Origin of the sequence: Myroides sp. C15-4, from assembly GCF_050522745.1 — a bacterium.
Classification (GTDB): domain Bacteria; phylum Bacteroidota; class Bacteroidia; order Flavobacteriales; family Flavobacteriaceae; genus Flavobacterium.
On sequence record NZ_JBMVQX010000051.1, the window covers coordinates 1 to 13,950 of the forward strand.

Here is a 13,950-nt window from a genome sequence, read left to right on the forward strand (position 1 = left end):
GAGGGATTCGAACCCCCGGACCTGTTACAGTCAACAGTTTTCAAGACTGCCGCAATCGACCACTCTGCCATTTCTCCTGTGGTCTGCTTTACTTCCGTATTGCGAGTGCAAATATAATGCGTTTTTTCAATTATACAAACAAGATAAAATCTTTTTTTGACAAAAAAAATCAATACAAACGCAACTCACTCACAATCCAATATTTAATAGGTTACATAATCCGTAATTTCTAAACCGTAGCCCATCATACCCACGCGTTTTTCGGGCTCAGAGTTGGTCATTAAACGGATATTTGTAATGCCTAAATCGTGTAAGATTTGTGCTCCTATTCCAAAATCTTTCTCATCTCCTGGTAATTTAGGTGTTTCCATATCCAATTTACCGTCCAATTGCTCTTTAATAAAGTTCAAACGACGCAATAGACTAATGTTTTGCGCATCTTGGTTGATGAATAAAATAGCGCCTTTTCCTTCTTCGTTAATTTTATTAAATGCGGCTTCAATACGCACATCTAATTTACCACTTAACGCATCTAGAATATCGTTACTTCCAATCATGGAGTTAATACGAGTCAATACTGCCTCCTCTTGTTTCCACGATCCTCTTGTTAAGGCGACGTGAATCTGCTTATTGGTAATTTGTTGATAGGCGCGTAAACGGAATTTTCCAAAACGAGTTTCAATTTCAAAATCTTCTTTTTTGTCAATCAAGCTATCGTGTTTCATGCGGTAAGCAACCAATGCTTCAATAGAGATAATTTTTAGATCCCATTTCTTCGCTACCTCAATCAATTGGGGTAAACGCGCCATGGTACCGTCTTCGTTTAAAATCTCTACTAAAATACCTGCTGATTTAAATCCTGCTAAACGAGCTAAATCTACTGCAGCCTCCGTATGTCCAGTTCTGCGCAATACCCCACCTTGTTTGGCAATCAAAGGGAAAATATGCCCTGGGCGTCCTAAATCCTCTGGCTTTGTAGCTTCATCCACCAAAGACAAAATGGTCTTCGCTCTATCTTGTACAGAAATTCCCGTCGTACACCCATTTCCGATCAAATCAATCGAAACGGTAAAAGCCGTTTGGTGCAATACGGTATTATTTTGAACCATGGGTTTTAAATCCAATTCTTTACAGCGTTTCTCATTTAAAGGTGCGCAAATTAATCCGCGTCCGTGTGTAGCCATAAAGTTGATCATCTCAGGAGTTGCCATCTCCGCTGCTGCTATAAAATCCCCTTCATTCTCACGATCTTCGTCATCCACGACAATAATAACTTTTCCTGCTTTAATATCTTCTATAGCTTCTTCTATCGTATGTAGCTGAATGTGATTCGTTGACATAATTAACTATTTTTTTGTTGTGTGTTATTCAATCATTTGTTTTTCTTCGGTATCTGTTTTTTTGGTAAATAATCGTTTAAAGAAATCACCAAGGGTATAGAAAAACCCTAAGAAATTCACCTCTCCATTGTCTCTCGTTGCTTTTAGCGTTAGAAAAATAGCCAAAGGCGTTAAGATTAAAGCTCCTGCCCACGCACCGAGAATCGGTTGAATCCCGTCCTCTTGTGCTAACTTCTTACCAAAGGTATTGACAAAGTGGTACAAGATGAAAATGATCACCGCAAAGACGATAGGTAGTCCCAGTCCTCCCTTACGGATAATAGCCCCTAATGGTGCACCAATGAAATACATCAAAAAGCAGGAATAGGCAATGACAAACTTGTCGTAAAGCGCTAAATAGTGATCGTTGATCTTCTTAATTTGCGCTAAACTCGACGCATCATTACTTTCCGTATTAAACAATACATTGTTGGTATAATCAATGGCTGATTGTACAATTCTACCCTGACTATTTTCTGTAAAAGTTGCTAAGTAGTTGCCCTGCATATCGATCACCTTCTCTTTGGGAGCTAAACTATCCTTCACTGCCTCTTCTGGCGTATCTTTTTTCTTCCTATCGTAACTGTATGGATTGTAAATATTGTTATATCGTACCAATAAATTCTCCGTATTCGATTTTTTCTCTTTGGTTAAAGCGGATTCCAAAGAATCAATCGTATACGACAACTCTTTGATATTCAACATATGATAGGTATTCTTAATTTCTTCGCGTTGCGCACCATCATCCTGTAAGGCATTCAGGTCGATATTCATTGTATATTTCTCAAAAGCCACTTTAACAAAGGGTTTCTTTCGAATTTGTGCACTTGTTTTTGGAACGATATCTTCATAGTAATTTCCATCAAATAAATGCAAATTCAAGATATTCGTTTCATTATTTGAGGCTAATTCCCCATCAACGGAGCGAATAACTGCTTTGTTGTCATAGCCCGATTGAGACTTAATGTGCATGGTTACATTCTCGAGATACTGCCCTTTCTCTCCTGTTTTTTTATCTACTTTAATATTAATAGAACCTACATCATTAAACTGCCCTGCTGCAATAGCCATAGCTGGTTTGGTTTGTAGGATCTCTTTTCGCATATTAATAAAGCGATACTCTGCTTTGGGAATCACATCATTGGCAAACCAAAACGACACAAAAGCCAACACCGCAATAAAAATAGATAAGGGTTGCATTGCGCGTTTTAAAGAAATACCCGATGCTTTCATCGCAGCAAATTCATAGTGTTCGGCGAAGTTACCAAAGGTCATAATCGACGCCAACAATACCGATAAAGGCAACACCAAGGGTATCATCTTAGGGGAATAAAACAGTAAGAACTGCACAATGATAAAAAAGTCCAGATCTTTTCCTGCTAATTCGGTGATGAATAGCCAGACTCCCTGTAAAATAAAAATAAAATAGAGAATGATAAACACTGTAAACAGCGTTGACACAAAAGAGGTTAGTATATAGCGATCAAGTATTTTCACGTAGCGTAATTAATCTATGTTATTGATGTAATAATTTGGATAATCTGCGCTCGTAAAGGTAAAGTGATTTTTCGACAAACTTTGATTTGTTTTAAAAGATTTAACCGTTAGGATAGACTTCGAGCCATTTTTGTTTACCTGAATTTTGTTATAGATCTGTTTTGTAGCGTGATCTACGCCAACTAAAACCTCTTTAATTCCCGATTTTTTATCTGTTGGAATTAATTTGATATATTGAATTTCTCTTCCTTTTATATTTTGAGCAATATCCCATTGCAAATCAAAACCCGTTTTATAAAAGGCTAAAAATTGCAAAGGCAAGGCATTGTCAATTTTGTTGGGATCGTATTTGGAAACGGTTACTTCCTGATCTTCCTCGCTAATTGTATATATCTTTTTTCCATCAAAAATACGCGTCATATCCATAAAAGACAAGCGATACAAGTTTTCCTTTAGATCGATATGTCCCTCAGTTTCTTGGTTGACATCTCCAGATTTCCCATCTATTTGCGAGTAGTGAAAATCAATCGATATTGAGGTATAACCCGCTATTTTTTTATTTACTTCATCCAAATAGTTTTTAGCGCGTTGACTACTTTGTCCATACGTGATTACGGTTGTACAAGTCAATAAAAGCAATACTATTTTTTTCATGTTTCAGTCTAATTTGTTAATTAAATAAGTCTTTTTGTTCTTCTTCGAAGAAGCGATCCAACGCTATTGTATCGGGAATCAATACGCTACGAGCCTTACTTCCTTCAAAAGGCCCCACAATACCTGCGGCTTCCAATTGATCAATAATTCGCCCAGCTCGGTTGTATCCCAATTTCAATTTGCGTTGTAATAAAGAAGCGGATCCCTGTTGAGCATTGACAATTACAGTCGCAGCCTCTCTAAATAAAGCATCTCTTTCGCTAATATCCATATCGAAATCCGTTCCGCCACCTTCTTCACCCACATATTCTGGCAATAGATAGGCGTCTGGGTAGGCTTTTTGTCCACCGATAAACTCCGTAATCTTGTCTACCTCAGGCGTATCAACAAAGGCACATTGTACGCGAACCAAATCATTTCCTTGTGTATAGAGTAAATCTCCTCTACCAATGAGCTGATCTGCTCCTTGTTGGTCCAAAATAGTACGGGAGTCAATCTTCGAGGTTACGCGAAAGGCAATTCGCGCAGGGAAGTTTGCCTTAATAATTCCCGTAATTACGTTCACTGATGGACGTTGAGTTGCTACGATTAAGTGAATTCCAATCGCACGAGCCAGCTGAGCCAAACGAGCAATCGGCGTTTCAACATCCTTACCAGCCGTCATAATTAAATCGGCAAACTCATCAATCACCAAGACAATATAAGGTAAAAAACGATGCCCATTTTCTGGATTCAAACGGCGTTGCTTGAACTTCTCATTGTACTCTTTAATATTGCGGACCATCGCATCTTTTAATAAACTATAGCGATTGTCCATTTCAATACAAAGAGAATTTAACGTATTGATAACCTTGGTATTATCAGTTATAATAGCTTCTTCTGAGTCGGGTAATTTCGCCAAGTAATGGCGTTCAATTTTGTTGAATAACGTCAACTCTACTTTCTTCGGATCCACCAAAACGAATTTTACTTCGGCTGGGTGTTTCTTATACAACAAAGAGGCTAATAAAGCATTCAATCCAACGGATTTTCCTTGTCCTGTTGCTCCTGCCATCAACAAGTGTGGCATTTTGGCTAAATCCACCACAAAAGTTTCATTGGAAATTGTCTTTCCTAATGCTACAGGCAATTCCATTTCTGCACTTTGAAACTTAGGCGACGCAATCACACTGCGCATCGAAACAATAGACGGACTTGTATTGGGAACCTCAATACCAATGGTACCTCTTCCGGGAATTGGCGCAATAATACGAATGCCCAAAGCCGCCAAAGACAAGGCTATATCATCTTCTAGGTTCTTAATCTTCGAGATGCGAACCCCTGCCTCGGGTACAATTTCGTATAGCGTTACCGTCGGTCCAACAGTCGCCTTAATTTGAGCAATATCAATTTTATAATTTCGCAGGGTTTCTACGATATTATTTTTATTTTCTTCTAATTCTTCTTGATTGATTGTAATACTACCCGTCCCATAATCTTTTAATAAATCGATGGATGGAAACTGATAGTTTGACAATTCCAACGTTGGATCGAATTCTCCAAAATCTTGCACCAATTTGGCAGCTAGATTTTCCTCAACCGTTCCCTCCTCTTTTATTGCTTCAATTACAAAATCTTCAGAAGAACCTTTAACCGCTTCTTCTTCCGCGAGAACTTCTTCTTTCTTAGGGTGTAAATTCAATTCGGAACTATGTCCTATCGTTGGTTTAATACTCTTGTGATCAATAGCAAAAGTTGTACTTTTTACTTCTTCTTTATCTGCCACAACATCCTCGTGTTTTGGCGGCATAACAAGGCTATAGTCTTCTTCTTTTTCTTCTGCTACAGGTACAGGATCAACGATAGCTTCTTTGGGTGCTTCCTTAACAGGCGTTGTGATTTGATCAAATGTAGCATCATCCAATTTCGTCCTAGCAGAAAGTGAAGAAAATTTAGCGGGTATTGCTGAGATAAAATCTCTAATCTTGGTTGGAGATAGCTTATAGCGAAACAAGAGAAAAACAATCGTAATAAAGCAAATGAGCAAGATTGTTCCTGCTGTTCCTAGGTAATCTGTTAAATACAAATTAATCTCATACCCAACCGTTCCACCTAGCAGTGGATTTTGTTTCCAAAAAAAACCAAGGAAACTACCCAACAAAATCATGGTGGTGAGATCCCAAAAAACTACTTTTTTTATTCTGCGGGATGCAATACCAAAAAAGGCATATACCCCGCTGTGAATTAATAGCTTGGCAAAAAAGAAAGAGGCCAATCCAAATCCTTTATAAATAAAAACATGCCCCAAGTAGGCACCGAGTTTTCCCAACCAATTGTGAACTTCCAATTCTCTATCTCCTACTTCTGCCAAATTACTTTGGTCTTCGATTCCCGAAAGGAAATAAGAAACGAAACTCAAAGTAAGGGATATACCTATAATAATCAATAAGATAGAAAATAAAAAACGAGAATTCTTTAAAATCGTTGTATCGTATTTTTTAGTTTCAATGGGGGATTTTTTTTTCTTTGTTGATTTACTTTCTCTTTCCATTTATTCGTTGCAATTGATAAAATAAGCCCTTTTTTTCTAGCTAATTTAATAAAGTAAAAGATATTTTTAAAAAAGGCTGTCTATTTTGGTTAACAAGCAAACAACTTTTAATAAAAATATCTTCTTTTTACTAGATGTCTTTATACGCCTATAGTGCGGCTAAAGCTAATTCATAATTTGGTTCATTCGCAGTTTCAGCCACTTGCTCTGTATAAACCACAGATCCGTTTTCGTCAATTACTGCGATTGCACGTGATAGCAATCCTTCCAATGGCCCATCGGTAAAAGTCAGTCCGTATGCTTTTCCAAATGCTCCCGTTCTGAAGTCCGACAACATCACCACATTTTCAATTCCCTCTGCTCCACAAAAACGAGTTTGTGCAAAAGGTAAATCTTTCGAAATACACAACACAACCGTGTTTTCTACTTGTGCTGCTTTTTGATTAAATGTGCGTACTGATGTAGCACATGTAGGCGTATCAACGCTTGGAAAAATATTCAATATCACTCGTTTACCAGCAAAATCACTTAGTTTTTTTACTGCTAAATCTGTTCCTACTAATTCAAACCCTGGAGCTACTGTATTGATACTTGGTAATTCTCCAATTGTGTGAAATGGATTATTTTTTAATGTTACTGTTGCCATACCTTTCGTTTTTTAATTCAAACAAAAATACGAAAAAATGCCTAAGTTTTACGCTTAAATATTGCGAAGTCTTATCGCAAAATACAATAAACTCACCCTTTCCTTACACCACCTCCATCTAGGCAAACTTCTTTTCTTAAAGCTCGTTAATTTATATACCTTTAACTTCTAAGCTACATTTTATACCCCTACTTTTCTTAATTTTGAACTAAACATATAAAAAAAACACCTATGAAAACAATGCAAGCTGCACGTTGGTATGCTGCCAAAGACATTCGTGTGGAAGCAATCGCTATCCCACAACCCAAAAAAGGACAAGTTAAAATCGCAGTTCAATTTGCTGGTATATGTGGTTCAGACCTACACGAGTACAACCACGGCCCTCAATTAATTCCAATGGATGCCCCTTACCCACTCAACGGACACCAAGGAGTAACAACTTTGGGACATGAATTTTCTGGTATTATTGAAGAAGTAGGTGAAGGTGTAACACACCTTAAAAAAGGAGATCGCGTGGTGGTGGAACCCATATATAAAAACTTTGATAGCCCGTTTACTACTGCAGGACAATACAACTTAGGGGAACACCTTGGATTTATTGGATTAGCAGGTGATGGAGGTTTTGCTAATTACGTTGTTGTTGAAGATTATATGGTTCATCAAATGCCTGAATCCATGACCTTTGAACAGGGTGCAATGGTTGAGCCAGCAGCTGTAGCCGTATATGCTGTTATGCAAAGTGGATTACAACTTGGTGAAACAGCGTTTATCTCTGGAGCAGGCCCTATTGGTCTCCTGTGTGTACAAGCCGCTTTAGCAGCAGGTGCCAGTACTGTAATCGTAACAGATGTCGCTGAAAAACGCCTGGAAAAAGCAAAAGAAATCGGAGCAACACATGTTTTCAATGCTACAGATCCAGATTTAAACCAAAAGATAAAAGCAGTTACAGATCAATTAGGCCCTCACGTTTTTCTAGATTGTGCAGGGGTGCAGGCGTCTTATGACACGGGATTAAACCTAGTGAGAAACGGAGGAACCGCCGTTCTCGTTGCTCTATTTGGTCAACCGGTACAACACGATGCCCTACAACAAGTATTGCGCGAAATTACCGTGAAAGGTGTAATCGCTTACCGCAATATCTTCCCGCAAACCATGAAATTAATTACCAGTGGTCGCATGCCAGTTGAAAAGTTAATCACGAGTAAGATTGATTTAGAAAATATTGTAGATCAAGGGTTTGAAGCCTTAATCAAAAGTCCTTCCCAAGTTAAAATCCTCATTGATATTGCTAAATAAGAACGACTATAAAAGGGAATAATCACCTGGATTAGCTACACAAAAAAGACTTGGGGATCCCCAAGTCTTTTTTATTTTATATTCAATTGTTAATTGTCCACCGTTAAAATACTCTTCAACAGCAATACGGCTTGTTCCAATTCTACTTCATTCATCGAAGCAAAACCAAAGCGAAAAGCATTAAGTTCCTTATCCACACGTTTAATAGCAAGCTGTGGATGATTCAACAATTGCTCAACACGATAGGGCTTATTTAAGGTTAACCATATGGCCATACCACCAGAAGGCAGCATATAATCTACAGCAGCAGCTAAATGCAAACGCAACAATTGATCTAAATAATCTCTACGCGAGAAATAACATTTTTTAGCTTTTTTAATATGTCGTTTTAATTCACCCTGTCGAATCAATTCAGCCAAGGCATTTTGCATATAGCCATCAACCCCCACATCGATCAATTTGCGCAAGGCCACTCCTTGTTCAATAAAATTAAAGGGTGCAACCATAAAGCCAATGCGAATGGAGGGATCTAACAGTTTAGAGAATGACCCAATATAAATGACATTCCCACTGTGTTGGCTACTAGCCAAAGGCAAATAGGGAGAGGAAGCATAGTGATAGTCATAATCGTAATCATCTTCAATAATAGCAAACCCATACTGTTGCGATAGTTTTAATAAAGCTATACGACGTTCAATACTCAGCGTTACTGTGGTAGGATAATGGTGGTGAGGAATCACATAAATCGCTTTTATAGCCTTATTTTGGCAAATTTCTTGTACCGCTTCCACAACGAGCCCATTGTCATCTACAGCCACTTCCAACACAGTTGCTCCTGTTTGCTCAAAGACTTGACTAGCCATCCCATAATTGGGTTTTCCCACTACAATCGTATCGCCAGGGCCTAATAAAAGCTGAGCAGCTAGGTAGATACTCATTTGCGCACCATGGGTAATTAAAAGGTGCTCTTTTTCAATATTTACCCCCCGGGTTTCTGATAGATAGGCAGCCAAAACGGCTCTCAACTTCAAACTACCTTGTGCAGTGCCAAACGTAGCATTGCGTATGCTGTGTTTCTTTGAGGTATAAGAACGATATAGTTTGAGTAAATCATCAATAGGCGAAAGTCGAACATCGGGAAAACCATCATCCAAAATGACCGAAGGCAAAGCCGTAGTTTCTTTTAATCTAGGAGGTGTAATTTGCTTAAAAGACAATGTAAATGGAGCTGCGTACGATGCTGGGCTAGCCATTTCCTCCGACCATTTTTTCGGTTTTAAATGGGGAATCTTATCCGAAACAGCAACGTATTTACGCGGAACAGATACTACCCAATCTTGTGCTTCTAACTCTTCATATGCCGCGACTATCGTCTTGCGGTGAACTTCTAATAATTTGGCCAAATCACGTGTGCTTGGCAAATGGGTATTCGCCTTGAGTATCCCTTGACTAATTGCATTAATAAAAGCAATGGCAATCTGTCTATAAATAGGTATCTTACTCTCGCGATCAATCGCTATAATTCTTTCAAATGGCAACATAGTGGACTACTAATTATAACATATCTGGACCACAAAGATAGTCCTAATAGCCTATACTTTTGCCACGTAAAAGAAAAATAAAGATGAAGTACACAATTAAAAAAGCAAGTCTAGAAGATTTAGAAGAAACAGCAACTCTTTTCAATCTTTACCGTATCTTTTATCGTCAAGAAGCAGATTTACAAGGAAGTAGAAAATTCATTAAAGAACGACTTCTCCAAGGCGAATCCGATATATTCTTGGCTATACTCGATAACAAAGCCGTGGGTTTCGTACAATTGTACAAGCTTTTTCACTACATTAAATTACAAAAACAATGGCTATTAAGTGATTTATTTGTACATCCCGATCACAGAGGAAAGGGATTATCAGTTGCTTTAATAGACCGCAGTAAAAAATGGTGTGAAGAAACAGGTGCTTGTGGCTTAATGCTAGAAACCGAAAAAACGAACATCATTGGTAATAATCTCTATCCGAAATGTGATTTTCAATACGATGGAGTGCATAACTACTATAATTGGTGGAAATAAGTCTAGTTTGTTGGCGAAGTTTCGACTTCGCCAATTTTGTTTTTCTTATAAATTTATTCCTATGTCACACATTCCAGAAAACTTAGCGCTCATTCTACAACGCATCGAAAGAGCCTGTATTGCCAACAACAGAGATCCGCAAGACGTTCGATTACTCCTAGCGACAAAAACAGTGCCTGCTGATCGAATTCGATTGGCAATCGCAGCAGGTCAAACCCTAATAGGTGAAAACAAAATCCAAGAAATAAAAGAAAAGTACCACGATCTGGTTGATCTTAAGCCAATCAATCACTTCATTGGTCACCTGCAAACCAATAAAATTAAAGACATCTTAAAATACGATGTCACTTGTATTCACTCTGTTGATCGATTGGATCTGGCTAGTAAATTACACCAGCGTTTAACCTTGGAAAACAAAAAAATAGAGGTCTTAATTCAGGTCAATACCTCTCAAGAAGAGAGTAAATTTGGCGTGGCTCCAGAAGAAGCACTGGCTTTAATCCAAGAAGTGGCTCAATTCGACACCTTGCGAATAAAAGGACTCATGACCATTGGCTTATTTAGTGCAGACGAAGCGCAAATACGCCCCTGCTTTAAGCTCCTCAAAAGCATACAACAACAAGCTATTCAACTCAATCTTCCTCAGGTAGAAATGAAAGAATTATCCATGGGAATGAGTGGTGATTTAGAAATCGCCATTGCTGAAGGAGCTACAATAGTACGCGTTGGTACAGCTATATTTGGTGAGCGCATCTATCCAGATAGCTACTATTGGAACGAAAACAAATAAAAGATTGGGGAAGTTTGGCATAAAAATTGTATTTTTTAAATTTAAACACAAATACTATGAAAATTTACAATTTACACACTTTATTAGCGCTCTTTTCTCTACTACTCCTTTCTGAACTGGGGATGGCTCAAGCTAAACCTTTTGGAGAAAGAATAGGTGAATTGCTCTATGAGATGACCCTTGACCAACCAAACCCTGAAAATATTCAACAGCTCTTGCAAACTTTTGACATTGATAACAAAGAAGTAAAAATAGGCAATCTATCCTATAGCATCTTCGATGGCTTTGAGGGGGACAAAATGTACTATATTCCCTTCACTACAGCGGAAGAAAGTAGGTTTACTGTAGAACAATTCAAACAAAAGGGCAAACTGTATTATGGCGCACAATTTTTACTTCAAAGTACCTATACCTTAAACAGTAAACAAGAAGTAAAATACGCAAACGATGCCTATGCCTATAATACCAACTACAATGAATTAAGTCCGTTTTGTACAACGCCAATGAAATACAAAAACGGAAGTGGAAATAATCCTGATTCTCCCCTTTTAAGTTGTATCTATACGAATCCAGACAGTCAAAGACGAATGATGTACTGGGTTGTATTTGAAAAACCGATTGGCGACAAAAAAGGAAATACAATCAAAGAAATAAAATTCCAAAGTATCGAACTTTGGCAAAAACAATAGGAGCATTTGACATCTTCAAAAAAATAAAGCGGATGTTCTAAAAGAACAACCGCTTTATTTTAGCATGTTATCGTTTCATCTAAAGAAGTAAAAACTGAATTTTGTGACCTAAACTCAGGCACAATTCGCTTTAATTCTGTAACGAGAAACATCATATCGTCTTTGGTTTCTTCTGCTAACACACTTTCACAAAGTGCTTCAATTATATGCTTGGCCTCCATTAAATCCTGATTCCTCACTTGAGCAATCATAATTTTTTCATGGTGTGTTTTGACCGTATTTTCATCATTAGCTAAAAGCTCTTCAAAAATCTTTTCACCTGGTCGCAATCCCGTAATTTTAATATCAATATCATCAGGATACACAAAACCACTTAATCGAATCATGCGCTTAGCTAAATCTATAATCTTCATGGATTTCCCCATATCAAAAACAAAAATTTCACCACCTTTCCCCATGATAGAAGCTTCTAACACCAATTGACATGCTTCAGGAATTGTCATAAAATAACGTGTAATATCAGGATGAGTTACTGTTAAGGGTCCACCTGCATCCAATTGACGTTTGAACAACGGAATTACTGACCCATTTGATCCTAATACGTTTCCAAATCGCGTGACGATAAAATTCGTTTTTCCTTTATCTTTTAAACTAGAAACATAAATCTCTGCCGCACGTTTTGTTGCACCCATAACATTGGTAGGGTTTACTGCTTTATCAGTAGACACCATAACAAACTTCTGAACACCAAAAGCAACGGATAAATCTGCGATATTCTTTGTTCCTTTTATATTGGTATAAATAGCCTCATAAGGATAGCTCTCCATTAATGGAACGTGCTTATAGGCTGCTGCGTGATAAACTAAATCAGGTTTATAGGTTGCAAAAACTGAACGCATATTTGATTCTTCTCGAATGTTCCCTACAACGTATACGATGCGATCTGGGTGTTGAGAAACCATCGATTGTTGCACGTCATAAAGTGGAGATTCAGCGTGATCAATCAAAATCAACTGCTTAAAATCAAATAGTGCTACCTGTCTAGCGATCTCACTTCCAATTGAACCAGCTGCACCCGTAATCATCACTACTTTACCTTGCATCTCATTTGCAATAATAGGATTCTCTAAATTAATAGCCTTACGTCCTAATAAATCGTCAATACGCAATTCTTTAATCTGCCTATTTGTATATTTTCCATCTAACCAATCGGTGGCAGGTGGAATAATCTTAATCTTAACGGGTAGCTCTACCAAGTGCTCTGCTATTTCATTCAAACGCTCTCGCTGAATATTTTGAATGGAAATAATAATATCATCAATGCGATTTTGCAGCACAAACGTCGTACTGAGCTCTTTACTTCCATAAATGCGATAACCTGCAATTCGCTGTCCTACTTTTTTATCATTATCGTCCACAAAACCAATGATTTGCGTTCGAACCTTCGTATCAGCTGCTAATGCATTTAATGTTATTAATCCAGAATCGCCCGCACCATAAATCAATACGCGCTTTTCATTGCGTACCTCTAAAATATAACTGCGGTAAAACTGACTATAAAACAAACGAGCACAAACTAACATAGCTGCAGACAGCAACATATGCATCACAATAAAAGAATAAGACTGGCGGACAAAATCATCCATTTGCTCACCAGAAAGAATACCATTACGCTGTAAAGCTGCTGGTATTGTGATCAAAACGCTGGCGAATAGACAAGTGATGAAAACCAATTCAATATCCTTAATGGACGTTTGTCTAATTAGACTGCGATACGGTTTCACTAGCCAAAAACTGAGGATATAAGCTCCTAAAACAACTGGCAATTTAATATAGAATAACTCTACTTCATAGGTACCGTAAAAATTACTTAAGAAAAGTAAAGAAATAAAATAAGTAAAGAGAATGATCAGAATATCTATGAAGAATATAATTCCCCTGGGGATATCTCTTTTCAATCTACTTTTCAAACGATCAATCATAGCAATATAATTGGATGGTATTTTCTTTTTTTTCAAAGATAATACATTTTCAACATTATTTAGCTAAAAAAAGCTCTGATCATTCTATAACCTTGACTAATTTAAGAAAATTAGCTAAAAAACAAGCAAATATTCAAAAATATCTACATTTATAATATTTTTAACTATTAATACACAAATTGAGAAGTAATATAGAAGATAAATAAAGACAATACGCATTCAAACTAGCTATCCATTGTTAAATTTTCGCTCTGTTTCATTTAAAAAATAGGCCTTTTCACAGTCTATTTTTACTTGCTATTCGAATCATAAGTAGAGTAAGGAACTAAAAATACAGTATTCACCAGCAGATTCTACTCTTCTCCCATTTCCCATCACCATAATCCAAAAAAAAAGCCTGACTACTTGCGTAATCA

11 protein-coding genes are annotated in these 13,950 nt (G+C 37.4%); 4 read left to right on the top strand and 7 right to left on the bottom strand.

Annotated features, from left to right (window positions below; all coding sequences use genetic code 11):
• Nucleotides 1–203: 203 nt before the first annotated feature.
• The 5 genes from ribB to tpx form a co-directional block, all read right to left on the bottom strand.
• The gene (ribB, locus tag ACPDHL_RS15425; protein WP_430533625.1) at nt 204–1,340 is read right to left on the bottom strand and encodes a 3,4-dihydroxy-2-butanone-4-phosphate synthase; all 1,137 of its coding nucleotides are present in this window, start codon (nt 1,338–1,340) and stop codon (nt 204–206) included.
• Between the two features lie 24 nt (nt 1,341–1,364).
• Nucleotides 1,365–2,876, bottom strand: coding sequence for an LptF/LptG family permease (locus ACPDHL_RS15430; RefSeq protein ID WP_430533626.1), 1,512 nt, complete (start codon nt 2,874–2,876; stop codon nt 1,365–1,367).
• A 9-nt stretch (nt 2,877–2,885) separates the two neighbouring features.
• Entirely contained in the window at nt 2,886–3,530 is a 645-nt protein-coding gene (locus ACPDHL_RS15435) for a LolA family protein (RefSeq protein ID WP_430533627.1), read from the bottom strand.
• Nucleotides 3,531–3,546: 16 nt separating this feature from the next.
• Entirely contained in the window at nt 3,547–6,060 is a 2,514-nt protein-coding gene (locus tag ACPDHL_RS15440; RefSeq protein ID WP_430533628.1) for a DNA translocase FtsK 4TM domain-containing protein, read from the bottom strand.
• A gap of 148 nt (nt 6,061–6,208) precedes the next feature.
• Complete coding sequence (gene tpx, locus ACPDHL_RS15445; RefSeq protein WP_430533629.1) at nt 6,209–6,706, bottom strand: thiol peroxidase; 498 nt, start codon at nt 6,704–6,706, stop codon at nt 6,209–6,211.
• A 231-nt stretch (nt 6,707–6,937) separates the two neighbouring features.
• Here tpx and ACPDHL_RS15450 point away from each other — a divergent pair, with 231 nt between their 5' ends.
• A complete protein-coding gene (locus tag ACPDHL_RS15450; protein WP_430533630.1) occupies nt 6,938–8,002 on the top strand; it encodes a 2,3-butanediol dehydrogenase in 1,065 nt (354 codons plus the stop codon).
• Between the two features lie 89 nt (nt 8,003–8,091).
• Here ACPDHL_RS15450 and ACPDHL_RS15455 read toward each other — a convergent pair whose 3' ends face one another.
• Nucleotides 8,092–9,543: a PLP-dependent aminotransferase family protein gene (locus ACPDHL_RS15455; RefSeq protein WP_430533631.1), complete on the bottom strand. Its 1,452-nt coding sequence runs from the start codon at nt 9,541–9,543 to the stop codon at nt 8,092–8,094.
• 83 nt (nt 9,544–9,626) lie between these two features.
• On the opposite strand from ACPDHL_RS15455, the gene ACPDHL_RS15460 reads away from it, so the two are divergent.
• From ACPDHL_RS15460 to ACPDHL_RS15470, 3 genes are all read left to right on the top strand, one after another.
• Nucleotides 9,627–10,073, top strand: coding sequence for a GNAT family N-acetyltransferase (locus tag ACPDHL_RS15460; protein ID WP_430533632.1), 447 nt, complete (start codon nt 9,627–9,629; stop codon nt 10,071–10,073).
• A 61-nt stretch (nt 10,074–10,134) separates the two neighbouring features.
• The gene (locus tag ACPDHL_RS15465) at nt 10,135–10,863 is read left to right on the top strand and encodes a YggS family pyridoxal phosphate-dependent enzyme (RefSeq protein ID WP_430533633.1); all 729 of its coding nucleotides are present in this window, start codon (nt 10,135–10,137) and stop codon (nt 10,861–10,863) included.
• 56 nt (nt 10,864–10,919) lie between these two features.
• Nucleotides 10,920–11,552: a hypothetical protein gene (locus ACPDHL_RS15470; protein WP_430533634.1), complete on the top strand. Its 633-nt coding sequence runs from the start codon at nt 10,920–10,922 to the stop codon at nt 11,550–11,552.
• A 59-nt stretch (nt 11,553–11,611) separates the two neighbouring features.
• On the opposite strand, the gene ACPDHL_RS15475 is transcribed toward ACPDHL_RS15470, so the two are convergent.
• On the bottom strand, nt 11,612–13,534 hold the full coding sequence (locus ACPDHL_RS15475; protein WP_430533635.1) for a polysaccharide biosynthesis protein: 1,923 nt from the start codon (nt 13,532–13,534) through the stop codon (nt 11,612–11,614).
• Nucleotides 13,535–13,950 lie beyond the last annotated feature (416 nt).